The organism is Nostoc sp. DedQUE07 (assembly GCF_034530975.2).
Lineage (GTDB): Bacteria > Cyanobacteriota > Cyanobacteriia > Cyanobacteriales > Nostocaceae > Nostoc.
This window is the reverse complement of sequence record NZ_JAVRCC020000003.1, coordinates 169,993-192,547: the sequence shown is the minus strand read 5'-3', so window position 1 is coordinate 192,547 and position 22,555 is coordinate 169,993. Positions and strand designations below refer to the sequence as shown.

Here is a 22,555-nt window from a genome sequence, read left to right as displayed (position 1 = left end):
GCATTGAGCAGAGGCGAAAAGCTTAGTGCAAATCTCCCCTTAGTTTTCCTACTTCCCATACTTCCTCATCTCACTTGTCTGTCATGCCCCATTCCTTATGCCCCATGCCCTTTTCTGCCTTTGTTATACCAGTCATACCACTGTTTAGCACTACGAAGTGCGAACCACAGCAGTATTAAAGCAATTACTCCTCCTTGCCAGGGAGCATCAAAGGCAAATAGTACTAGAGCAATGCACAAGGTATCTTGAAGAAAGACTGCCCACAACGGTAAGCCACGTAACCGATAGAACCAACCAATTTGGACGAGCTGGAGTACCAAAGCTAATAAACCTCCAATTATGGCAATCAGCCAGTTTGGGGTTGCTGTTGCTGTAGCTACTCCTAACCCCATAATTGCGCCTACAAGGGGAGACATGAATAACTGAACCACTTGGAGCAATCTTTGCCCCCAGAGCTTTTTTGAGGCTAATAATTCAATTAATGACCAACTGGTGAGGCAACATAATAATATTGGTGGAGAAATGTGAGATAAGATTGGAACTTGTGACCACAAGTTGCTACCCTGCAATAAGCCAATAATTAGCAAAGGTATGCCTATTCTCATTCCTGCTGCCGCAGAGGCAGAAAGTGTGGCTAGGATTTCAATCATCAAAGCACTCGTAATATTAATACATAAGTAAGTATTTGTTATGTATACTACCCAGTGCTGGCAATAATTCGAGCATCAAACAGATTACAATATTAAATTTTGTTGGTATCTTTATACAGCAGAATTCAGGATTCAGAATGGGCTACAACTCCGCTGCACCAACAGAAGTAAGCTGTTGTGTTTTTAATTTGCACATTGAGACAGCAGGGGAGCAGCACTTCGACTACGCTCAGTGACCGGAGAGCAGCACTTCGACTCCGCTCAGTGGCCGGGGAGCAGCACTTCGACTCCGCTCAGTGACCGGGGCAGAGGAGAGGGTTTACAGGTTTTACTTAAAAGATTATGAGGCAACTTGTAGGCGCGACAGCTTAAAACAGGCTTTATACGTGGCTTTGAGACTTAGCTTGCGTACCTCACTAACTTCAAATTCGCTGTATCCCTCTTCTGTCACTTTCCGGGAGGGCGATCGCTAGAAGCCTCATGAGGCAATCAATACAAGCTATACTATTAGAAAAAAATCGGTCTTGTATTTGTTATTAGAAAATAATCGCGCGATCGCAGGCTATACAAAAGCTCTAGAATTCAGAAATGGCAAAAGTTTTCGGAGAGTGACAGAAGAGGGGTATATCTTTTTTGATGATATCTGCGTATTTCTGGGATGACAGGTCTGTAGTAAGCGTTTAAGCGCTTACTACAAGGAAATTAATCCTAAATACCTAATCGTTGGTAAACTTCTTCTAAATGCCGCAGATGTTGCTGGGGGTCGAAACAAACCTCTAGTTCTGCTGGAGACAACTTTTGGGTAACACGCGGATCTTTGCTAATCAAGTCTTGGAAGTTTCCTTCTGGCTGATTCCAAGCGGCGTGGGCGCTTTCTTGAACGATCGCATAAGCATCTTCTCGGCTGCTTCCCTTGTCTATTAAAGCCAATAACACTTTTTGGCTGAACACAACGCCGCCGTAACAGTTGAGATTGCGTTTCATGTTCTCAGGATAGACCAACAGGTTTTTAACCAAATCGGTTATTTCTGACAACATAAAATGCGTCAAAGTACAAGCATCTGGCAAAATTACCCGTTCTACAGAACTGTGAGAAATGTCTCGCTCATGCCATAAAGCAACGTTTTCTAAAGCTGCACCAGCATGACTTCTGACGAGTCGTGCCATTCCCGTCAGTCGTTCCGAACGGATGGGATTGCGCTTGTGTGGCATTGCTGAGGAGCCTTTTTGACCTTTGGCGAAAAATTCTTCAACTTCTAAAACGTCTGTTTTTTGGAGATTGCGAATTTCTACAGCAAAGCGATCGATAGTTGCCGCTACCAAAGCTAATTGTTGCACGTAGTCGGCGTGGCGATCGCGGGAAATAACTTGGGTTGAGGCTGTATCGGGTTCGAGTCCGAGTTTTTCACAAGCGATCGCTTCTACACGCGGTTCAATATTCGCGTATGTTCCGACTGCACCAGAAATTTTACCCACCGCGATCGTTTTGCGGAGTATTCTCAAGCGTTCTTGGTGTCGCAACACTTCTGCTAACCAACCAGCTAGTTTAAAACCAAAAGTAATCGGTTCTGCGTGAATACCGTGCGATCGGCCAGCCATTACTGTATGACGATGTTCCCGTGCTTTTTGGCGAATTACCTCAATCAAATCTTCCAGACGTTGCAACAATATATCCAGACTGGCAACTAATTGCAGTGCTAAAGCTGTATCCAAAACATCCGAACTAGTTAAACCCAGGTGAATGTAGCGTCCGGCATCACCAACATATTCATTGACATTTGTCAAAAAAGCAATGACATCATGGCGGACTACAGCCTCAATTTCTAAAACCCGCTTTGGATCAAAATCTGCCTTGGCCTTAATTTCCTCAACGGCTTCAGATGGAATGTAACCAAGTTCAGCTTGAGCCTCACAAACAGCAATTTCGACTTGCAGCCAAGTTTTTAGTTTATAGGCTTCACTCCACAGATTAGCCATTTCGGGCAAAGTATAACGCTCAATCACAGTTCGGCACAGAATACAACCGTCATATTTTACAGTCTAATTAATGTCTAATTAATGTAGATCGCTTTTTAACGCGACTTTTTCCTCAGGGACAGCAGTAGTTTTTGAATCCGACGTGATAATACTAATCCTGCCATCAGCCTCCATATATGCGAACTTCACATCAGCTAAAAATTCTACACCTTGCTGACGTAACTTGCTCATCAACTCATCATCTGTAATTAACTCTCGTTGCAGATGGCGTTCAATCATCCGACCGTTTTTTACTAGTAGCAACGGTGGCGGATTCAGGAAACGTTGAAACTGGGGAAGTTTGTAACCCAACCAGTTCAGCAAGTAACTCCAAAAAATCACTGTTCCGACCAGAATAGCGCCTTCAGTAATTGATGTGTAATTACTTGCCATAGCATTTTGAGCAGCTTCCGCAAATAGCACAACTACGAGTAAATCAGTAATTCCTAGTGTTCCTAGTTGTCGGCTAGGAAGCAGGCGTAGCACTGAGAACAGCGCTAAGTAAACTAGCGATCCGCGGATAATCAACTCAAAAATGCTGATACTAGGAATAAAAATTGCTTGCCAATTGATAAAAAACCATTTTTCCATTAGCACTGATTTTCTTCCTTGTTCAATAGACTTCTGGAAAAAATCCAGTATAAAAAAGAGTCAGAATTCAGAATTGCTGAATACTCTACTCATCAACTGTAGCAATAAAAACTAATTCACTGGACTGGATATTAGGTACTTTCATATCTATCAGATTTACAAATATAAATCTCCAGCAATCAAGCATTAAAATCGCTGATTTTTTCTTCTCTGTTTTAAGCGTTTGGGCTTCCTAAAATACTGGAATAAGCGATTAATCAAGCGAGAAGATGGCTTCTTCTTATTCGATACTTGTTCTGTTGGCGCCTTGCCATTATAGTTTGTGTTATCAGATACATGTATAGCATTTTTAGTCGGGACTATGCCGCTGCCATGCCTTCGGGAATAAACTTGAGTAAATTCTGCACCGAAGAAAAGAATTTGTGCGGCATAGTTAACCCAAGCTAAAATTACCACCAGTGAACCAGCTGCACCATAGGTCGATCCAAAACTACCATTACCTAAATATTGTCCTAATAAAAATCTCCCAATAGAGAACAAAACTGAGGTGATAGACGCTCCAATTAAAACATCACTCCATGCAATTTTGACATCTGGTAGAACTTTAAAAATTAGTCCAAACAGTGCTGTAGTTATTGCAAAAGAGATAACTAAATTAGCAATCTGCCAGATGAAATCAAAACCTGGCAATAAATTACTAAAGTATGTTACTAAGGTTGCTAATATCGTACTAATTACTAGAGAAACTAAAAGTAAAAAGCCAATTCCAATCACCATTGCAAAGGACAAAACCCGGAGGCGAATCATGTTATTTATGCCACGACCAGGTTTGGGTTTCACTTCCCAAATCGTGTTCATGGCATCTTGCAACTCAGTAAATAAGCCTGTAGCACCCACTAGTAGAACTAGGACACTAATAATCGAAGCGATCGCTCCTGTCTTTGGTTGGTTAGCATTTTGGATGGCTGTTTCGAGAAACTTTGCGCCATCTACCCCGACTAAACCTTGAATTTGTCCGACAATTTGACCTCTTGCCGCTTCCTCTCCAAATACTGCACCTGCGATCGCAATTACAATAATTAGCAATGGTGCAATAGAAAAAATTGTGTAATAAGCTAACGCCGCCGCTAACCGCGAGGCTTTATCGTCACTCCATTCTTTGAACGTCTCTTGTAATAACTTCCAAATTTCTTGCAAATTCATCCAATCAGTCTCCTTGTAAGGGATGTTGCTTAGTCCCTGATATATTGGATACTGATTTGTTGAGTTGCGGCATCCTCCCAAGGGTGTTTGTGAAGCGTTCTTGGGGAGTAATTTAGAATTTTATAGTCACATGACAATGCGATCGCGCCAATTGGCGATAAGAAAGATGCGCTGATATCGATCCTATAGCAAAGCAATTTTTACCTAGAAGCAATGACACAGACCGCAGCAATTGCAGAAGCGATTACTACTCTTCAGGATGTAGAAAATCGATTTGGTTTTGTCCGTGTTGAAAACGAGCAATTTTTCCCAGAGTGGTATGAGGAATTGTCTGAAATTACAGAAGCGCAAAAAGCCTCTGTGGATGTTGTGCGGCGCAGATATCTTTATCACCGTGCCGGAGGTGATTTACTAGAAGGGACAGTCATATTGTTGTTGGTGTCACCAATACTTGCACTCTCTGGATTTTACGATCCTCCTTTCAGAATTAAGGCTGAATCATCTGTGGAACTAATGCTTAATGATGACGAGGAAATACTGCGCGGACGAATTGATCTTTTAGTGTTACAAGATTGGTTATGTGTGATAGTGTTGGAGTCGAAAAAAACCACACTCTCAGTTTGGTCGGCTGTACCGCAAGCTCTAGCTTATATGATGGCTAACCCCAATCCCAGTAAACCTGTGTTTGGAATGGTGACGAATGGAGACAATATTTTATTTATCAAAGTGATGCAAACAAATACACCACAGTACGATTTGTCAAGAGTTTTTGCTCCGTTTACATCCGCGAGGGAACTGTACGCCGTTTTGCAAATTCTCAAACGTATTGGTGAGTTAATTTCTCCTACGTCTTAGCGTTCCCTTTTCCCTTTTATTGCATTCTATCAATTGTGCGATATTGAATTGCTTCCGCTACATGATTGGTTTTTAACTCATCTTCTCCTGCTAAATCTGCAATAGTCCGTGCTACTTTGAGAATGCGATCGCTTGCTCTTGCCGATAAACCTAATTTTCTAATTGCTGCTTCTAATAAATTGCGGCTAGCATCATCTAACTTACACCATTTCTGGAGATGGCGACTTTGCAAATGAGCGTTGCAACGCAGATTTGTTTCTCCTTGAAAACGGGTAATTGCGCGATCGCTTGCTTGTTGCACTCGTTCGCGTACTGATATTGATGTTTCTCCCGTCGGTTGTTGGGTAATTTCTTCTGGTTTCAAGCGATTCACTGCAACTTGTAAATCAATTCGATCCATTAACGGCCCAGAAAGTTTTGCCCAATATTGTTCGCGTTGGCGGGGAGAACAAGTACATTGTTGGATGGTATCGCCATAGTAACCGCAAGGACAAGGATTCGTACTCGCCACCAAAGTAAACTGCGCGGGAAACATTACCGATAGTTTGGTGCGGGAAATTGTCACATAGCCATCTTCTAGAGGTTGACGCAAAAATTCTAAAACATCTCGTTTAAATTCCGTGAGTTCATCCAAAAACTTCCGACATTAACAAGTGCTTAGTGGAACGAGTAAAACTCGTTCCACCAAACAGTTTTACTCCTCAATCCGTTCTGCGATCGCTCTTAATAAATCAGCCAGTCCCTTTTGATTCAGCAGTTCCATGTGAAAACTGACGCCTTCTCCCGGAATGCCATTGATTGAAATCTTGGGGCGAGCTAACCGAGCGATTATCTGCTGGGCTACTTTTGCCGCTTCAGCATCCGGGAGCTGATTGATGATCGGCAAAACGTCTTCAGCGAGCCGATACTCTCGGATCTGGGGTGCGTGTGTTTTGGCTTCCAAAATCGCGATTAATTCCTCTTTTGTATAGCCGGTTAAAGGAGCAATCTTTTGCAGAGTAGTGATTTCTGGCTCTTTAAGATCCGCTTCCTCTAGCCGCGTAACCGTCCTATGGCTGATTCCAGCCTTTTTGGCAAAGCCCCTTACGGAGTCATGCCCTCGCGCCGATTTAACTATCTCTGCTAGTTTTTCTAATCCAATTCTTGTGTACAAACTGCCCATGCGTTCTAATGAAATATTTGCCGCTGGGGCGAGTCAAGGATTCCTTGGAACTTGTAAGATACAGTGTTAAAATGGGTTGTATAAGTTGCATTTGGATCTCATAAAATCCAAAAAGTCAAAGTCAAAGTCCATAAGCTACACCACCGACCCAGTTACCATGAATGGCGCTGAAATGGCAGCCACAACAATGGGTATGAGCGTCGAAAAACTCGTGAGGAGGGCTATTAACGAATTCGCGGATTCTCTTCAGTCGGAGCAAAGAACTTGCAAAGAGGGGCGAACTAAAGGAGCGACTGTAGAGATATATGACGATCGCACTGTAGGAATTTTACAGGATGCAGTGACCAGAACTGCGCTCACTCAAAGCACCGTGATCCACAGATGTTTGAAAAAATATCTAGAACATCACAAACCGCAGATAAGGCAAAATATCGAAGCGATTCTAGAGAAGCTGAATCAAGTTAATGAGGTGTTAGTGGCATGATTTGCAACTTACTTCAGACTTCTGTTATCCGCTTTCAGCAAGCAAAAGGTTTGGTCAATTTGTATTGGGAAGGTGGGCTTTGTAGGCACTGCTCTTGCAGTTTTCTTCCAACAGAGCTACTTCGCCAGCAAGTCAAAATACTACAGGTTGAGGCAACAAAATTTGACAAACCCGTGCTTGCATACAAAAAGTAGTCTGCTGGAAACAGACTACTTTTTCTGAAAAGATTGCACTATCTATCCGACAAGATTACATAGTGCGTCTATGGCTCATGTATCAATTTTGAACCTAATTATGTTCAAGTTCTGATACCAAAAACAGACTGCGAATATTTATCACAAGTGTTTGCAACAAGCACTCGCTTTTGCTTGTTTCGTTTCTTATTATGGCACAAAACTATCTAGACAGATATACCAATTTTACCGCAATCACAAAAGCGACAAAGGCGTATTTTGTCAATGCCATTTTAATCACTTCAAGCATTGCAAAACACTCTAACAAAACCAGCGTTACCAGGCTTTTAAAGAACCGATACTGCTTATTGAGTCGCACACATAACACGCTATCTGTAAGTGCGATGTCTTCGATTGAACAGAAGCAATTAACAGTTAAAGAACTTGACATAGTTCTTTAACTGTTAATTAATTGTCAATACATTGAAACCACCAATAAGGAACTCAAAATGACTTTTAATTTAGAAGCGTCACAACAACGAGAACAACAATTAGTAAAGCTGTTAAGCAAGGAAGCTAATCCTACTATTCAGGAAAGAAATTCTTTACAAAAAGAGCTTGATTCTTTGAGAGAGAATATAGCAAACAATATGACATTTCAAAGCTTGCAAGTCGGGCATTACGTCGTTAAAGCTAATAGATCCAATCTTGGGAAAATAACTGAAAAAAGTCCCTTGAGCCATCCCACAGTTTTTGTTTCATGGAGCGGAGGAACCCCAGTATCCGAACAACCTAGATTATTGCAATTAGATGAAATCGCTAATTCTGGGATTGTTAAAGCTGGCGATATTGTTCGAGTCGCCAACAAAGAGAACGGCAAAATTACTGGGTATCGCTTAGAGAAGGTAGTCGATTTACAAGCGCATGGTTACATAGAAATAGCAAATAATGAAGTAGTTTCTTTTGCCCACGGACACTGGCAAATAGTTGAAGAATTCGATCGATGGGATTTCGACTGGATTGTGGGCGAGTCATACAGCGATACAAATGAAAAGGATATCATTAATGCCAAAGCTTCTTTAGCTAGAGCAAGCTTAAGTACTGCAACCTTAGCTCTAGAATGGGTGAACCAGTATCTCAAAGGAGGCGATCGAGGCAGAATTGAAGCGTTGGAGAAACGCATCCGACAACTTTCCAATCCATCTGTATCTCTTTCGCCATTGGAATATCTGCGAGAGTTAAAAGTCATCGTCCATCCCCCGATCGCTGCTAGAATTGTCAATGCGGCGGCTGTTGATAAGTTGTTGCACATAGCTGTAGCTGCCGTCACAGCCGAAGAATTGGAAGTTGCCGAATGTCTGATTGCAGATGCAGAGAAGTTTGCCACATCTGCTGGACTGGTACTCAAAGTCAATATGGATGGCTGGCTAATCGCTCCTTTGTGCAAAACCACTGAAGAAGCGCTGGCCCTGTGCCCAGAAAGAGGCGATCGCGTAATGGTGACTGGGGAGAATGGAAGTTCCCGGCTTGGCTCAATAGTCTCGCGTACAAGTGAAGTTGGGTCTGCTGGGGTTCAAGTCAAAGCTACGGTGAAGTGGGATGATGGCGTTGAACTTGTAGAGAATGCTTTTACTCTAGAGGCTTTGCCGCCCTTACTTGAATACCTGTCTAGTATTGAGAATGCCCAGACAGATGACAACCATGCTCAGACAAAAACCGAAGAAATCAAGAAAGCGCCGCTGCCTCTGGGGGTTCAGGAAGTATTAGTTTCAAAATTGCGATCGCACCCAATCAACTCCACGATTTACGGCGAGGTGGAAGACGATACTACCTTGGATGAAATGATCCAAAGCTCTGGATGGATTAAAACTCTATTAGTGACACCAGAGGGTGACGTTGTTGGCGGTAACAGACGCCTCCGAATAGCTCGAAAGCAGGGGAAAGAGAAAGTTTTAGTAGAGGTGAGGGAATTTGCAAGTGATGCGGCGGTACTAGAAGCCTTACTGCTCGATAACGCGGTTCGGGAAAAAACGGTTGAACAGAAGGTCAGAGAAGCTAGATTATGGTTGCCCATAGAATCAGAGAAAGCCAAACTCAGAAAAGGACGATCCGAGAACCAGGAAAATTTTCCTGGAGGTGAGGCAGGGCAAGTCCGGGATATTGTCGCTGCACGAGTTGGATTAGGCAGTGGGAAGAGTCTCCAGAAAGCGGAGAAAGTGCTTGCTGCGATTGAGGCTTTGAAAGAAGTCGATGCTGTTGCGTCTGAGGGATTGCGCGATCTCTTAAACAATAAGTCAATCCATGCCGCCTACTGCTTAGTTTGTCAGAGCGAAGAACGGTTGAAGTGGCAGCCTAAAGTTGGCGAAAGGGTTTCAGTTTCTCTAAAAGCAGATCGCCATGCCGGAGCAAATGGTACGATTGCAGAGGCTCTTAAGGGAACATTCGCCCTTGTTCGATTTGACTCAGCATCTGAGGAAATGAGTGAAGACATGGTTTCTCTAAGTCTGCTGCTGCCTGCTGATATCGCCGATCGCAAGTCGAAACAAAAAGCAGATCGCGAACAAAAAAAACCTGAAACGCGCTTTGGTTTAACAGAGCAGCCGGGTGGAGGGCTGCTACCAGAAGCACCCCGAAATGAAGGCTTCGATCCAAACGCAACTCCCTCGGATGGGGACGGGAAACAGAATACCCCTATCAGCAACGTGATTAATTTGCCATTGCGGGTTGATAGTGAAACCACTGGTGACACAAGCGTAGCAATGGAAATAGCTATGGGAATTCGTCATCTTACCCCAAAGGAATTAGCCGAATCCGTGAATTGGGCGGCAGAAGACAACACCAAGCCTCTGACAGATGCTCACTTGGACGCCTTGATGGCGGTAATTAGGAACATCTGGGAAAGGCGGCATCCAGAAGTTGCTAATTGAACAGATGGCGTTCTCGACATTCCGTTCGAGAACGCCAAAATCATAGTAGGTTGCAAAATGCCTAGAAAGCTAATTCATACGATTGTTGTCAGTGCAGACATTTATATGCAAATAATCGCCTGGGCATTGCCGTCAAGATTCCCCTTTTAAGCTTTAATGGAAAGATCAAAGAGCGGTACAAAATCATCAACACCCTGACGAAAACATATATGAAGCGCCGTCTAGAAGGAGTTCTCGGAGACTATCTATACTGGAAAAAGTAATTATTCTTAAAAAATTATGGTTGCACAGATTACTCGAAACACTACGACGACCAGCAAAACTATCGATGTCCGAGAATACACCGTCAGAGCGCACAAACGCACAATCCACAGCAGGGTTTTCAACTTCATCTGCTTGAAATGTTCTCAGACGACAACCCGCGAAACATTTGGTTGCCGACCAAGCTATTGTGAAAAATGCAGCCCACCCCAAATACCTAAAACATCTAAAATGCGACGGTGAGAATAATTAAACAACCTTAAAGTGCTGTTGCCATGCACGACATTGAAAGCTTGAATCAAGCAGTTTTAAACCTGAAAAGTTACTACCAGCAAATCTTAGAAAACAATCAAGCTACAATCGCAAAACTCCAATCTGAAAACAGCCTAATAGAAGTGCAAATACATCATGCTGATGCACTTCTATTAGGACATCAGTCTCAAAGTTCAAAGGCTTTATGCTTGGTTGAAGATCGAGAACCGATTACAAAAAAAGTTGCGCCGAATGCTGGCAAAGCAAGAAGAAATAACGGTAGCAATCCTCCTTTGACCCAACCATATCAAGGGATGAGCGTCTTGGCAGCGTCTACAGAAGTTATCAAAAGTAAAGTTGGAGAAATACTTTCAATCAGGGACATCTCTGATATTATTTTCCTGCCGCATCACTCCAAGAAAGCTCAAACCTCTTTGAGGAATTTACTTAGCCGAGAATTGAGCCGTGGGGTTAAAGAAGGAAGGTTTTTTCGGGCAAAGATGGCTGGGCATTATACTTGGGATCTATCAAAGATAGAAAAGGCATCTGCCTAACTATTAATTAGCTTTTGTAGACAAGCATCAACAGGAATGCAAACTAAAGCTAAATATTTCCGAATCTGCCACAGAAAAATTAACCACTCTTGGCGATTTGGCCCCACCAGACACCGCAAACAGGCGTGAATTTCTATCGCATGAGTTAGCTCATCTTCTGCAATTGGCGCTAGCTTTAATTGCACTTCCTCTGGAACAAATCTGAGTAATTGCTTGTAGAATAGCGACTGAAAATCTTCAAGAACGTACATAAATGCCAAGCGACTTTCCCAATCATAGGAGTTCGCGGTACGGAAGCAGAAGAAGATTTTAGTTGATAAGTAGCGCGTACTCATTCCGTCAGCTTGATATGATTCGCCACTTGTGTCCCAGTCTACGCAGCCCCAGTCAAAGGCGGCTTTTTCTTCGCGGGACATCAGCCCAGCGCCTGACATATTCAGTTTGCTGCCAGTAAGCTTACAAAATACCTGCGCGTGACCGTACTCAGAGAGCGCTTGCTCTTTAAGCGTCTTTGCTAGCGTTCCGTAGAAGCAAGTTGGGAGTCCTTTCGCCTCTCGGTGCGATCGCCAGCAGAAGAAGAATACTCCAACTTCTAGCTTTTTTAGAAGAAGCAGGTAGTTGGGCAGCAGGGTAATTATTCTGGCTAACACGATCGCCAGCACTTCATCTACCATCTGCTTTTTGCTCCTCGCGTGGTTCTTGTGTCCGAGCTAAGGGTGCAAAAAGTAGATGTAGCGGGACGATGATGCCAGCCACTGTAATTGCACAAATAATTGAGATGACTAGCTCCAAACAGCTGTTAAGCATCTTCATCATTCATACCCCAGTAAGCTAATTACGTTGCCCGTCATCGTAAAACAACATGCATCCAAGTTACCGCCTCTGGTTGGATTTCTAGCGTACACTGCAATCCAACGATAAGTAGAAGTAATGTTGACCGTGAACTTACCCCCAGTTTTCGGGAGTTGGGCTATTGGGCTAGCTTCTTGCCCAGCAAGATCCGTGTTTGGTTCTTCCGACCAGCGGTAAACGCAGATGGCATCCGATACATTGTCAATCGAGATATCAAACCCCGGCACTATAATTAGTGGCAGCGCCGTTTGTGCCGAATAAAATTGAAAGATTTTGCCACTACCGCCTTCTGAATATGTGCATTCAGAAGTGCAAATAATCCTTCCGGGAATGCCACCGCCACGATTGCTGCCGTACTTGTGCCAGCGTCCCATTGTTGGATTGTCGTCGGGCATTAGTACTGCGTCGTCGTCTGCGATCGCTGTGCTAGCCGCGAGAAACATATACCATTCGGCATCTGTTTCTATAGATGTCGCTCGCGTGTAGCCATTGCTGCGCTGGCTGGGCGTGAGCGCCTTAATTGAAGCTTTATCTGCAATGTAATATCCGGTAAGTGGTGCCATTAGCCTCTAGGAACTGTATCGATGATTGCGGTTTGGGTGCCGACTGGTCGCACCAAGCTAACATAGGCCCCTTTGTGGAGATTGGAACTATTAGAAATTGCTTTGGCAAAGCCTAACGTGCCATCGGGATGCTTCACGTTATAACCGACAAAGCTGATATCGTAACCGAGAATTTTCGCTTGCTGTTCTTGATTGCGATCGCGGGATATTTGAGCATCGCGTACTTTATCAAAGTAGGCAGCGCGATTGAGTAAAGCAGCCTGGGCGAGGGCTTCAACTTCTGGCATATTTTTTCACTATTAAAAAGCTAGCGCTCACAATCCTAGCCTTTTCATCTCCAATTGGCAGCAGTTTGATAGTTTTAGGAGTTTCCTTTGTAAGGCTGCAAGCGTTGTTTTCGGTGTCTAGAGAAATAGAAATAATTTTGGCTTGAACGGTAACAGGTTGAGTTCTTAATAATTCCTGAACTTGAGTTCCTGCTTGTTCTTCGTATAAGTCAATTTTGTAAAAAACACTTTTGTGAAGATTGAAAGTTTGGATGTACAAAGGTAGCTGCAAGCACAAACCTGCTAACCCCAAAGCTGCCCGAATATTTTCAGGGGTAAGCAATGATAATTCATAGCTATAAACAGGTTGTAGCCAATCAGAATCTTCTACTGGAATTTCTGGATTCTCGTACAAAATTGCTGTAGCTTCAACTCCTTCAACGATAAACTTTTGCAAGAAGCGATATTGAGCGATTTCATTCTCATCGTATTCATCATATTGAAAGAAACTGACAAAAGTCTTTTTAGGTGCTTGAGAAAGGAAACATTGCAGCCCATTGGTAAGTCCGATTTCGCCCAAATGTACATCTTTTATTTGAGCGTTTTGTTGCCGTCTGAAGTAAAAATCTCCCACGGGAACTTTTTCAGGCAGAGGATTCCAAGTAACTTCTATTCTTCCTGATGCATAAGCAGAGCGGTATGGGCTATCTCCAAAAGCCCGTCGAAAACTAAGCAATATTCCAATGGCTGTTCGGCTTACTCCATCACCCACATAAGAGCTTCCATTTCCTATATCTGAAGCTTTGCGTAAATTCACATTAGTTGTAAAACTAGAGCCAAGATTAGGAGTTCTGCTAAGATAATAATGATTCTCGATTACCTGGGGATTTGGATAATAAAGATATTCTACTTCTTTCCCAATAACCCATTCAGTGTAATCGACTCCACCGCTTACACTTATGTCGCAATTAATCGTTAAAGTGGATGGAAATGATGAATAGGTGTCGATGTAAAAAACTAAAATAATCCACTCGATTAAGTTGTGAGCGGGATTGCTTAAATTAATATTTACGCCCGTATAATCATATTCCGTTGTGAATGACCAATCATACCCCGAAGCCCCAGCATAGGCGATGTAGGCATCACTAACAATTGAATTATTCAAGATACATTCTTCTTGAGAAGCGTAACGTTCTACTCCGCCATAATATGAGGTTACGGGTCTACATCTGCCACCACTAAAAGTCCATTCGCCACTAATGTTAGGGGCAATATCTTCATCTTTTTGAGTGTCGAGATAGTAAAGCAGATCGGTTGTAATTGCAGTTTTGGTAGTTTGTTTTTCAGTTGGTAATTCCGGGGAAACGTGCGGCATCGCGTCGTAACCAGGTAGCCCATAACCGCGCCGCAAACGCACATCTTCACCACGAGCGATCGCGCCATTTGTATCAGATTTCCCGTAAAAAACATTGCCGTTAATATCTTGCAATTTGGCAAGTTTAAGTTGCGGATCGTAGCCTAAGTATTTGGTAGCTACCGATTCATCCACATTTGGATCGCTAGCGTTACTTTCGTACTGGCTGCGATTCATTTGAGCCTGCTGCTTTAATAATTCAATTTCATCCATATTAGTTTCCAGAGACAAAGCCTGTATTGAGTAAAGCGATCGGGACTGTGTAGCTGTAGCTTCTGCCTGGGAGGATGGTAATTGGCGCAGATTCAATAGCGAAAATGCTAACTATTCCATTAGCAGAGCGGGCCCGAAAATTGCCAGAGCCAGTATTTTGAATGTTGATTGGCGTTGATGAGTTAACTGCTGCGATCGCAAAATCATTAGTTGTTGGCGTTAGGACTTGGTAAATTGTCCCGGCGACAATACCTGTCGGCAGGGTGGCTACATCGTCGGGGGTGAATACTAGGCGATCGCCACTGACCCACGGATGATTGGCTATGGTAATTCGATCGGTCGCTGCATCTACATTGCTATTGGTGAAAGTCCTGCTGGCTAAGGGATGAGCGTTGGCTAATAAAAAAGCAGTCTGGAATTGCAAGCTGCTAGCACCAGCAGTAAAGATTAGGGTTGCCGTTGGCAGTTCGTGGCGGTTTGCCCCAGTGTTGTAGCTGCCATCGCCGGATAGAGTTAGCTGTGTCCTGGTGTAACCTTGATCGGTAATCTCGTTACTCACGAAGTTGGCGATGGTGCTGGCTCTGCCTAGAGAGGAGGTGTTTGCCAAGCCGACATAAAATTCGTCAATCGCTGGTGGAGTTGCGCCGCGAAACATGACTTTGGCAGTTTCTGAAATCCAAGCGTTGGTAAAAATTCCTTGAGCCATTGTTAGGAGTTAGTCATTTGTCATTTGTAATTTGTCATTTGTCATTTTGTAGAAGTGGGAATAGGGAATGGGGAATGGACATTAGGCATTGGGCATTGGGCATTGGACATTAGACATTGGGCATTGGGCATCTAAACTAAAATTTCCCAATCTAAAGATTCCCAATCGGCTGTCTCCCAGTATCCAAGGTTTATCAAAGAATCCCAACTGACATTTGAGAGAGCATCCCAGCTGTGAGCCTCCCAATAATTATCGTCGTAGACGTAATTCCAATCCGCTTCTAGCAAGGAATCCCAATTTAGCAGATTGCTCCAAATCGCTCCGTCACCAACAAGCTCCGACATCGTGCCTGCCCAGGCTCCACAGCCTAAGCCAAATCCAGAGGGAATCGCAGTCGTGATGGTGGCGATGCTGTAAGCATAGCCGTTGAACGCCGCCCCCATACCCATGCCAGCGCTCAAAGGCTGAACCCGATCGTAAGGTGGCGCGACATAGGGAACTGCTGCTGGCTGTCCTTCGATTTCAGGTGGTGTTTGCCAAGTCCCCAGCCAAATACCATCAAAGCTAACTAGGACGCGGGTTTGCCCTACCACCCAACTGCAACCATCTACCAAAAAGGCTTGCCCTGTACCATCTAATTCCACTGCTCTAATGTTGAGCAGTGGGTGATAGTCAAACCAAGCATCGCTTAGAACTACAGCAATTTGCTGACCTTTGTTGCGACCCAGCAACAACTGCCCTTCCCGTTCTGCGATCGCTTTTAGCTGATTAATCGCCTCCGTGTTGCCACTTCCCGAAATTTCGATTTCACCTCTTTTGAGTGCAGGTTTGAGTTGGCCAGCCAAGAAATCAACGCTGAAAGTGCGTTCGCGGGGACGCAAATCGCTGACACCGCCGGGAACGGCGAAGGTAACTTGTTGCTCTAAATCAACTTCCTCGGTCGCGAATTCTGCGGGCTGCCTTTCTGGGGCTGCTGGAGCAAGCTGCCCAGAATTGGAGGTTTGGCGATCGCCACTAGCATAAAGCATATCTAGCTTGTTACTCGTGGGCCCGCGAGTTCCTGTTTGGTTGCCAACTTCAGCTAAGTCGGGCTTGGTTTTAATTAAAGGTTGGTAGCTGTAGTATTCGTATTCCCAAATACCTTTGGTTGGTTCTTCCCAAGTCTCAACTTTTAATTCTGTGTCAACCAAAAAGTCGGGTGGAAACAGCCACTTTGTCCAATCTTCGTCTGTACCAGATAACAAATTACCTGCGATTTCAGAAGTTTTAGTTGTTATTTTAAACAATCTATCTTTGGTGTCATACTCGTAAGCGTAAGAATTATCAGCAGATTGCCTTAGAGAAAAAATATTAAAAAAGAAATTAGGCTTTGCTTGGGCAAATTCCACAATTGCGGGTGCAAGCAGAGAAGAAATGCTGGTAGATTTAATTTTGAGTTTACCTTCTGGACCTTGTTCGTAATAGATTTTATCTACGCGGTATTCAGAGGTAATCAAAGATAGTTTTGAAACGGTAATATTTTGTAAAAGTTCTTTGGGAATTACCAGCCCAATTGGCTGCTTGGTAGTGGTTTCCGTCTTGAAAAGTTTTCGATCGGGAAACCATGTTTCTTTAATTGTAGTTTTTTTGATAGTAATTATGCTGTAACCGGCATTTTTGTCGGCAAGAATAGCAGAGCCGTACTGCTCTGTGGTGTCATCCCGCAACACCACTGGACTGACAATTACTCCTCTGCCAACAGCTTTGATGATTTCGCAGGGAGACTCAGCCGAATCGAGGCGCTTGTACCAGATTTCATCTCTGCCAACGGTAACGGTGATAGCTGGCGTGGAAGCCGAAATATTAGCAGATCGAACTTGAAAAACTTCGTTCTTGTCTACCCAGCTAAATAGATTATTTGCATACAATATTTTGCCGACATTAGCTAAATAGCTACCTGTTAAATTGATGGGATAATTGATTATAGTATTTGGCAGTTCGCCACCAATAGCAGTAATTCCAGAGGCTGATAATAGTCTTTGGATTATCTGTCCAGAAGTGGTATTTTCCCCTAATTTAATTTCGGTAACGCTGACATCAGTTGGTTCTCGAAAATTAAGTAGAGCAGTTAAATCCCCCACATCAATTGTCAGCCGACGAGAATCTTCATCGTACTTAGAGGATATAATTCTCAATGTTCCTCTGGGATGCCTTCTAAAAATGCCTTGACTGTCATGTATGTCGATTGTGATTGTCTGTCCGCGAAAGAAGCGATAGTTTTTGCGATCGTCCAACGACTCATCAAAGCCTAGCGATCGCCCCAGAACAATGGAGCCAGTAAATGTTATAAGCCCGCTTCCATCGAGGTGGGAATCAGAGCCTTGAAAGGAAATAAAGCAGGAAGAGTAGTCTTTGTCCCCAATGAATAATTGGGTTTTTTTAGCAGAGGCATTCAGCGTCATAAATGTTATTTTTATCAGTGAGATTACTGTATAAGGTAGACATTAATATGGCTAGGATGTAACTGCCTAATTGATAGTAATTCTATGACTTTAATTGAGGGGTTAACGCCATCGGGGAAGTCGAAAGCTGTCGCAGTAACAGAAGAAGGTTCGCTAAATATTGCGGTTGAGATTCAGTCTGAAGGCGGTGGCCCAACGGGTGGGTTGCAAGAAGATACATTCACAGCCATTTTTGGGGAGAAGTCCGACGCGGCGACGACCACGGTTACAGGAAATTTCAGTTTCATTAGTCTGTTCAAAGGCTTACTGAGTCTAGTCTTAGACCGCTTGCCCACAGTTGGGGCGAAGACAGCAGCGCTGTCAATCCCCGTAACCTTATCCACTGATGGAGCATTTGCTACCAACTTTGGAGCGGCGTCTGATGCGGCAACGACCACGGTTACAGGAAGTGCCAGTTTCATTGGTTTGTTCAAGGGCTTACTAAGCCTAGTTCTAGACCGCTTGCCCACAGTTGGAGCAAAGACAGCAGCGCTGTCGATTCCGGTCACGCTCTCAACCGATGGAGCATTTGCTACCAACTTTGGAGCGGCGTCCGATGCGGCAACGACCACGGTTACAGGAAGTGCCAGTTTCATTGGTTTGTTCAAGGGCTTACTAAGCCTAGTTCTAGATCGCTTGCCCACGCCAGGAGCGAAGACAGCGGCGCTGTCAATCCCCGTAACCTTATCCACCGATGGAGCATTTGCTACCAACTTTGGGGCAGCGTCCGACGCGGCGACTACCACGCTTACAGGAAGTTCCAGTTTCATTGGTCTGTTCAAGGGTTTACTGAGTCTAGTTCTAGACCGCTTGCCCACGCCAGGAGCGAAGACAGCAGCGCTGTCAATCCCCGTAACCTTATCCACTGATGGAGCATTTGCTACCAACTTTGGGGCGGCGTCCGATGCGGCAACGACCACGCTTACCGGAAGTGCCACTCTTATCGCTTTATTCAAAGGATCGATGTCTCTCATCCAAGAGGTGCGCGATCGCCTAACTCCTAGTACTGGCATTTCTTTCACTCAGGTACTGGCTAATGCCAATTCAGGATTTTTGAAAGCGACCCCCGGAAGTCTGTATACGATGTCCGTAATAAACATGGGGACTTCCAAGAAGTACTTATTAATTTTTAATAAAGCCAGTGCGCCAACGGGTGCAGATACCCCAAGTAGAGTATTCCCGGTAGCCGCAGGCGATACCCTTCAAGATGGGTTTTTGTTCATTGGGCAAAACGAGATTGGTGGCGGTGGCATCGCTTTGAGTACTGGAATTGCCTGGATGATTTCAACTAGTCCCACTGTCCCAACAGGGGCAACAGCCACTGAGACGATACTAGGTTTTAGGTACGCGTAATGGGAATTTATAATGGGGCTAGAGCAGCTAGTAAAACCACTGCCATTACAGCATCGGGAACCTTCAACAAAGATCCTCGCGCCGTCACGTTATTAGTTCAACTTTGGGGAGCAGCGGCAGGATCGCGAGGCGGTGGAAACACGTCTACCAAAGGGATAGCCGGTAGTGCTGGCAGCTACAAAGAGATTTTAATCCCTGCTAATCTTGTTCCAGCAAGCGTTACGGTAACGATTGGAGCGGGAGGGCTGGGTAGCCTTGGTGTCGCCAGCACGACGCCTGCTGCTGGAAGCAATGGCGGCAATACCAGCTTTGGAAATTTTGCTACTGCTTATGGTGGTGCTTCGCCCACATCTGCTAGCGCTGGAGCAGCTGGAGCGTCCTCACTAGCTGCGGCAACTGGATCTAGCACAGGTCTTGGACCGGACGGAGTTAACGCTACAACCACGGCACAATCAGGTTTATTTAATGGCGCGACTTCTGGCTCGGCTGCGAGTGGAAATGGGGCGGGAAGCGCTTATGGGGGCTGCACGGGTGGCAATGGAGCAGCAAGTACGACAACAGCCGGTGGTGACGGTGGTAGCCCCGGCGCTGTGACTGGTGGCGGGGGAATCGGCGGTGCTGCTGGGACTCCGGGTAATCCTGGCGCAGCTGGTATCAACTCTACCTACGGCGCTGGTACAGGTGGCGGGGGTGGGGGTGGTAGCCCTACGATAGGTGGCAAAGGAGGGAAAGGTGGAACCGCATCAAGTGGCGGCGGAGGTGGAATTGGGACTACGATGGGCGGCGATGGTGGTGATGGTGGTGATGGACTGATTCGAGTAACTGAGTTTTTCTAGTAATTTATAGGAGTAAATAAATGGCAAGATATGCAGTAGTAAATAATGTCAGCGGAGTGGATAAAGTAATCAATGTAATCGTGTTAGAAAATGCTGCAAATTATGCCACTCCTTTTACATTAGTCCAAAGTGATGTTGCAAATATTGGAGATATCTATGATGGAACAAACTTTACAACTCCTGTAATCATTCAGCCTCCCGACTGGATTGCTTTTGGATTAGGAATATTTTCTAATCAAGCTTTCAATCGGATTGCTAACACTTCAGGAAATAAAGTTGCAGTTGGTACTTTAATCTCTATTGGTACATCTGTAGTTAATACTGAACAGATTACTGAAACAGCGATCGCCGCTATTCCGACTGCGTGGAACGGAATGATTGATGGTACACCTCAAGATTCCAGGCCAGTTGCAGAAGACGTTACTGGATGGAGAGCAGTCGCATCGGCTTGTAATGTAGATTTTATTTTTGAGGATGACGGAAAAATTGCAATCCAAGCCGTAGCTGCTTAACTTTAATCAGTAGTTTTCTCATACTGGCTGTAGCAAGCAAGTTTTTAAAATGGAGGTTCCGACTAGCAAAAATTTAAAATGCGGCAAACCAAAAAGCCTACACTATACGAAGATCAGCAAAAAGTAGTCGATGAAGTTTTAAGCCTGATAAAGCAAGAGCAAAAACGAATTTTAGTTTACGCTGAAACAGGCGCGGGGAAAACAACGATTGCAATTGAACTAGTATCTTATGCAGTTAAAGCTGGGATGCCTTGCTTATTTGTAGTCCCCGACGAACCCTTAATCGACCAAACAATTAAGACGGCTAACAAGTTTGGTTTAAAATGCGGCGTCATTAAGTCTGGACGAAAAGAAGACCGCAGCCAGAAGCTACAAGTTGCTGGCATCGACACTTTAATTAATCGCAAGTTTCCTCTTGCTGAAATCGTCTTTGCCGATGAAGCCCACGTTAGCTATTCACCAACTTGGCGCAAGGTTCTTGAATACTATTGGCAGATGGGATCTGTAGTGATTGGTTTGACAGCCACTCCCTACCGCACAAATCCTAAAGAGGGTTTGGGGGAAATTTATGATTGCCTCGTCAAAGCTCCGCAAATGGCCGATCTGATTGAAATGGGGCGGCTGTGTCCATTTTTGTATTTTGGTTTTCCGAGGCTTGATTTAAGCCGAGTTCGGAAAACCAAAGGCGATTACGATCCTAAAGATTTAGGCGTAGTTGTTGACACAGATTTAGCTTGCGAACAAATCGTTGATGAATGGGAGCAAAAGGCTTCTAATCGAAAAACAATTGCTTATACCGTTTCTTTGGATCACAGCGATCGTTTGCAAGCTAAATTCCAAGCCAAAGGGTATAACGCGGTTTGCGTTGATGGCAGGATGGAAACCTCTGAGCGTACCTCTACATATACTGGATTTGCTAGTGGTGGCAAACTCGATCCACAAATTCTAATTAGTGTCGATGTTTTAGAAAAGGGATTTGACGAGCCATCGGTTAGCTGTATTATTCAAGCTCGCCCTACCATGTCGCAAATTAAATATCGCCAGCAAATTGGTAGAGGCTCAAGAAAATCTCCAGGTAAAGACCATTGCATCGTCCTGGATTATGCTGGCAATGCTTACCGCTTTGGGTTTGTAACCTCAAAACAAGAAGTTACCCTAGATAAAGATAAAACATCTAGCTCAGGTACAGCACCAATTAAAGCTTGTCCGCGTGAAAAGAGTGGGTGTGGGGCGCTACTGCATTTATCAATCATGAGTTGTCCTCATTGCTCGTATCAGTTTCCCGCCAAACAAAAAAAAGCGAATTACCATTACTCAATGGTTGCAATAGCTCCAAGAGTACCATCAGATAACACTGAACTCGATGCCAGAATTGCCTTTTATTCTGAAGTAGCTCAGAGGTCTTTTAGGAAGGAACTACCACCTGGTAATGCGATCGCTTTATTTCACCAAAAATATAATGCTAGTCCTGCACTAGATATTACCAAAGGTGCTGTTTTTGGTGCTAACCCATCTGACAATCAGAAAAACCTTTACCGCGCTTACCTCCAAAGACAAGCGCTGCGCTCTAGTAAAGATTTGGAATGGATAAGCCAATACATGAAGCTAGAATTTGGCTAAATTAATCCACCAATAGCATTATGGTTGGGGGCAATAAACTTTCGGGCATGAAAATCAATCCGCTTTGTCCAATTGAGATCGTCTGCATGATTTTTAAGCAAATCGAATGCTAGCGATTTGACAACAGCCAAAGCAAAGCGATCGCCTGCGCTCCAAGCAAGTCCTGAGACTCCCACCAAATCCAAGTGCCACAAGCCCAAGCACTCAATTTTAATTTGATTATTAATGGGATAACGGCTAATGCGGCTAATGGCAATTTGATGAGTTGCGAATGGATGTTCTGTAAAAACGTAGTCTCTTGTAGAGGGTAGTAGTTGTTGCCGAGCAATTCCCGCAGGTACTTTTGATTGCTGTCTAATTGTTGTGGGAGATCGCTGGAGTCGGTCACAGGTAAGTAGCAAGTCATAAGGGGCATACTGCAATACGGCCCGCCATACAGCGACGGAAGTTGCTGTATTGTTTCCCAATAACAACAGTCTGCAAAAAGTGCTGGTGTACTCACTTTTAATGACAGGAGGTTGGTATTTCTGGCGTCGGGAAATCCCGAAAAGGCGCAGCAGTTGCAAGAGAAGTTTGTTAAAGTATTCGCCGGCTCGATCAAGCACTGGTTTA

The 22,555-nt window shown here is 44.3% G+C and carries 22 protein-coding genes and 1 pseudogene; 9 read left to right on the top strand and 14 right to left on the bottom strand.

The window, feature by feature from the left end; translation table 11 throughout:
• Positions 1–95: 95 nt before the first annotated feature.
• From RMZ95_RS03660 to RMZ95_RS03645, 4 genes are all read right to left on the bottom strand, one after another.
• The gene (locus RMZ95_RS03660; protein WP_322672715.1) at positions 96–650 is read right to left on the bottom strand and encodes a DUF4126 domain-containing protein; all 555 of its coding nucleotides are present in this window, start codon (positions 648–650) and stop codon (positions 96–98) included.
• A gap of 708 nt (positions 651–1,358) precedes the next feature.
• The gene (gene purB, locus RMZ95_RS03655; RefSeq protein ID WP_322685567.1) at positions 1,359–2,654 is read right to left on the bottom strand and encodes an adenylosuccinate lyase; all 1,296 of its coding nucleotides are present in this window, start codon (positions 2,652–2,654) and stop codon (positions 1,359–1,361) included.
• Positions 2,655–2,705: 51 nt separating this feature from the next.
• Positions 2,706–3,257, bottom strand: coding sequence for a DUF421 domain-containing protein (locus RMZ95_RS03650; protein ID WP_322672711.1), 552 nt, complete (start codon positions 3,255–3,257; stop codon positions 2,706–2,708).
• Between the two features lie 186 nt (positions 3,258–3,443).
• Complete coding sequence (locus RMZ95_RS03645; protein ID WP_322685568.1) at positions 3,444–4,460, bottom strand: YihY/virulence factor BrkB family protein; 1,017 nt, start codon at positions 4,458–4,460, stop codon at positions 3,444–3,446.
• Between the two features lie 213 nt (positions 4,461–4,673).
• Here RMZ95_RS03645 and RMZ95_RS03640 point away from each other — a divergent pair, with 213 nt between their 5' ends.
• Complete coding sequence (locus RMZ95_RS03640; RefSeq protein WP_322685569.1) at positions 4,674–5,315, top strand: type I restriction enzyme HsdR N-terminal domain-containing protein; 642 nt, start codon at positions 4,674–4,676, stop codon at positions 5,313–5,315.
• A 16-nt stretch (positions 5,316–5,331) separates the two neighbouring features.
• On the opposite strand, the pseudogene RMZ95_RS03635 reads toward RMZ95_RS03640, so the two are convergent.
• Positions 5,332–5,952: pseudogene (locus RMZ95_RS03635) on the bottom strand (ATP-binding protein); the annotation flags it as partial.
• A 57-nt stretch (positions 5,953–6,009) separates the two neighbouring features.
• Positions 6,010–6,468 (bottom strand): helix-turn-helix domain-containing protein, encoded by a 459-nt coding sequence (locus tag RMZ95_RS03630; RefSeq protein WP_322685570.1) that lies wholly within the window; start codon positions 6,466–6,468, stop codon positions 6,010–6,012.
• A gap of 181 nt (positions 6,469–6,649) precedes the next feature.
• On the opposite strand from RMZ95_RS03630, the gene RMZ95_RS03625 reads away from it, so the two are divergent.
• The 4 genes from RMZ95_RS03625 to RMZ95_RS03610 all read left to right on the top strand — a co-directional run bounded on the left by RMZ95_RS03625 (position 6,650) and on the right by RMZ95_RS03610 (position 11,128).
• Positions 6,650–6,961 (top strand): hypothetical protein, encoded by a 312-nt coding sequence (locus tag RMZ95_RS03625; RefSeq protein ID WP_322685571.1) that lies wholly within the window; start codon positions 6,650–6,652, stop codon positions 6,959–6,961.
• Between the two features lie 682 nt (positions 6,962–7,643).
• Entirely contained in the window at positions 7,644–10,061 is a 2,418-nt protein-coding gene (locus RMZ95_RS03620) for a hypothetical protein (RefSeq protein WP_322685572.1), read from the top strand.
• Positions 10,062–10,340: 279 nt separating this feature from the next.
• Complete coding sequence (locus RMZ95_RS03615; protein WP_322685573.1) at positions 10,341–10,565, top strand: hypothetical protein; 225 nt, start codon at positions 10,341–10,343, stop codon at positions 10,563–10,565.
• 32 nt (positions 10,566–10,597) lie between these two features.
• Positions 10,598–11,128 (top strand): hypothetical protein, encoded by a 531-nt coding sequence (locus tag RMZ95_RS03610; protein WP_322685574.1) that lies wholly within the window; start codon positions 10,598–10,600, stop codon positions 11,126–11,128.
• Here RMZ95_RS03610 and RMZ95_RS03605 read toward each other — a convergent pair.
• The 7 genes from RMZ95_RS03605 to RMZ95_RS03575 form a co-directional block, all read right to left on the bottom strand.
• On the bottom strand, positions 11,125–11,802 hold the full coding sequence (locus tag RMZ95_RS03605; RefSeq protein WP_322685575.1) for a hypothetical protein: 678 nt from the start codon (positions 11,800–11,802) through the stop codon (positions 11,125–11,127). The genes RMZ95_RS03610 and RMZ95_RS03605 overlap by 4 nt on opposite strands.
• Complete coding sequence (locus tag RMZ95_RS03600; protein WP_322685576.1) at positions 11,792–11,944, bottom strand: hypothetical protein; 153 nt, start codon at positions 11,942–11,944, stop codon at positions 11,792–11,794. The genes RMZ95_RS03605 and RMZ95_RS03600 overlap by 11 nt, the downstream gene beginning before the upstream one ends.
• Positions 11,941–12,543 (bottom strand): hypothetical protein, encoded by a 603-nt coding sequence (locus tag RMZ95_RS03595; RefSeq protein ID WP_322685577.1) that lies wholly within the window; start codon positions 12,541–12,543, stop codon positions 11,941–11,943. The genes RMZ95_RS03600 and RMZ95_RS03595 overlap by 4 nt, the downstream gene beginning before the upstream one ends.
• A complete protein-coding gene (locus tag RMZ95_RS03590; RefSeq protein ID WP_322685578.1) occupies positions 12,543–12,830 on the bottom strand; it encodes a hypothetical protein in 288 nt (95 codons plus the stop codon). Before RMZ95_RS03590 ends, RMZ95_RS03595 begins: the two co-directional genes overlap by 1 nt.
• Positions 12,817–14,436 carry a hypothetical protein gene (locus RMZ95_RS03585; RefSeq protein WP_322685579.1) on the bottom strand — a complete coding sequence of 540 codons (1,620 nt, stop codon included), beginning with the start codon at positions 14,434–14,436 and terminating at the stop codon, positions 12,817–12,819. The genes RMZ95_RS03590 and RMZ95_RS03585 overlap by 14 nt, the downstream gene beginning before the upstream one ends.
• Position 14,437: 1 nt before the next feature.
• Entirely contained in the window at positions 14,438–15,142 is a 705-nt protein-coding gene (locus RMZ95_RS03580) for a hypothetical protein (RefSeq protein WP_322685580.1), read from the bottom strand.
• A gap of 131 nt (positions 15,143–15,273) precedes the next feature.
• A complete protein-coding gene (locus RMZ95_RS03575) occupies positions 15,274–17,583 on the bottom strand; it encodes a hypothetical protein (RefSeq protein ID WP_322685581.1) in 2,310 nt (769 codons plus the stop codon).
• Between the two features lie 84 nt (positions 17,584–17,667).
• Here RMZ95_RS03575 and RMZ95_RS03570 point away from each other — a divergent pair, with 84 nt between their 5' ends.
• The 4 genes from RMZ95_RS03570 to RMZ95_RS03555 all read left to right on the top strand — a co-directional run bounded on the left by RMZ95_RS03570 (position 17,668) and on the right by RMZ95_RS03555 (position 21,943).
• Positions 17,668–18,975 carry a hypothetical protein gene (locus tag RMZ95_RS03570; RefSeq protein ID WP_322685582.1) on the top strand — a complete coding sequence of 436 codons (1,308 nt, stop codon included), beginning with the start codon at positions 17,668–17,670 and terminating at the stop codon, positions 18,973–18,975.
• On the top strand, positions 18,975–19,811 hold the full coding sequence (locus RMZ95_RS03565; RefSeq protein ID WP_322685583.1) for a hypothetical protein: 837 nt from the start codon (positions 18,975–18,977) through the stop codon (positions 19,809–19,811). The genes RMZ95_RS03570 and RMZ95_RS03565 overlap by 1 nt, the downstream gene beginning before the upstream one ends.
• Positions 19,812–19,831: 20 nt before the next feature.
• A complete protein-coding gene (locus RMZ95_RS03560) occupies positions 19,832–20,323 on the top strand; it encodes a hypothetical protein (RefSeq protein ID WP_322685584.1) in 492 nt (163 codons plus the stop codon).
• A gap of 78 nt (positions 20,324–20,401) precedes the next feature.
• Positions 20,402–21,943 (top strand): DEAD/DEAH box helicase, encoded by a 1,542-nt coding sequence (locus tag RMZ95_RS03555; protein WP_322685585.1) that lies wholly within the window; start codon positions 20,402–20,404, stop codon positions 21,941–21,943.
• Here RMZ95_RS03555 and RMZ95_RS03550 read toward each other — a convergent pair.
• A complete protein-coding gene (locus tag RMZ95_RS03550; RefSeq protein WP_322685586.1) occupies positions 21,940–22,548 on the bottom strand; it encodes a hypothetical protein in 609 nt (202 codons plus the stop codon). The two genes, RMZ95_RS03555 and RMZ95_RS03550, sit on opposite strands and share 4 nt — an antisense overlap.
• Between the last annotated feature and the right edge of the window lie 7 nt (positions 22,549–22,555).

Bases quoted from the DNA above. Each gene is read 5' to 3' on its own strand.
- RMZ95_RS03660 (WP_322672715.1), bottom strand. From the start codon at position 650: ATGATTGAAATCCTAGCCACACTTTCTGCCTCTGCGGCAGCAGGAATG.
- RMZ95_RS03650 (WP_322672711.1), bottom strand. From the start codon at position 3,257: ATGGAAAAATGGTTTTTTATCAATTGGCAAGCAATTTTTATTCCTAGT.
- RMZ95_RS03645 (WP_322685568.1), bottom strand. From the start codon at position 4,460: ATGAATTTGCAAGAAATTTGGAAGTTATTACAAGAGACGTTCAAAGAA.
- RMZ95_RS03640 (WP_322685569.1), top strand. From the start codon at position 4,674: ATGACACAGACCGCAGCAATTGCAGAAGCGATTACTACTCTTCAGGAT.
- RMZ95_RS03625 (WP_322685571.1), top strand. From the start codon at position 6,650: ATGGCAGCCACAACAATGGGTATGAGCGTCGAAAAACTCGTGAGGAGG.
- RMZ95_RS03620 (WP_322685572.1), top strand. From the start codon at position 7,644: ATGACTTTTAATTTAGAAGCGTCACAACAACGAGAACAACAATTAGTA.
- RMZ95_RS03615 (WP_322685573.1), top strand. From the start codon at position 10,341: ATGGTTGCACAGATTACTCGAAACACTACGACGACCAGCAAAACTATC.
- RMZ95_RS03610 (WP_322685574.1), top strand. From the start codon at position 10,598: ATGCACGACATTGAAAGCTTGAATCAAGCAGTTTTAAACCTGAAAAGT.
- RMZ95_RS03605 (WP_322685575.1), bottom strand. From the start codon at position 11,802: ATGGTAGATGAAGTGCTGGCGATCGTGTTAGCCAGAATAATTACCCTG.
- RMZ95_RS03600 (WP_322685576.1), bottom strand. From the start codon at position 11,944: ATGATGAAGATGCTTAACAGCTGTTTGGAGCTAGTCATCTCAATTATT.
- RMZ95_RS03595 (WP_322685577.1), bottom strand. From the start codon at position 12,543: ATGGCACCACTTACCGGATATTACATTGCAGATAAAGCTTCAATTAAG.
- RMZ95_RS03590 (WP_322685578.1), bottom strand. From the start codon at position 12,830: ATGCCAGAAGTTGAAGCCCTCGCCCAGGCTGCTTTACTCAATCGCGCT.
- RMZ95_RS03585 (WP_322685579.1), bottom strand. From the start codon at position 14,436: ATGGATGAAATTGAATTATTAAAGCAGCAGGCTCAAATGAATCGCAGC.
- RMZ95_RS03580 (WP_322685580.1), bottom strand. From the start codon at position 15,142: ATGGCTCAAGGAATTTTTACCAACGCTTGGATTTCAGAAACTGCCAAA.
- RMZ95_RS03575 (WP_322685581.1), bottom strand. From the start codon at position 17,583: ATGACGCTGAATGCCTCTGCTAAAAAAACCCAATTATTCATTGGGGAC.
- RMZ95_RS03570 (WP_322685582.1), top strand. From the start codon at position 17,668: ATGACTTTAATTGAGGGGTTAACGCCATCGGGGAAGTCGAAAGCTGTC.
- RMZ95_RS03565 (WP_322685583.1), top strand. From the start codon at position 18,975: ATGGGAATTTATAATGGGGCTAGAGCAGCTAGTAAAACCACTGCCATT.
- RMZ95_RS03560 (WP_322685584.1), top strand. From the start codon at position 19,832: ATGGCAAGATATGCAGTAGTAAATAATGTCAGCGGAGTGGATAAAGTA.
- RMZ95_RS03555 (WP_322685585.1), top strand. From the start codon at position 20,402: ATGCGGCAAACCAAAAAGCCTACACTATACGAAGATCAGCAAAAAGTA.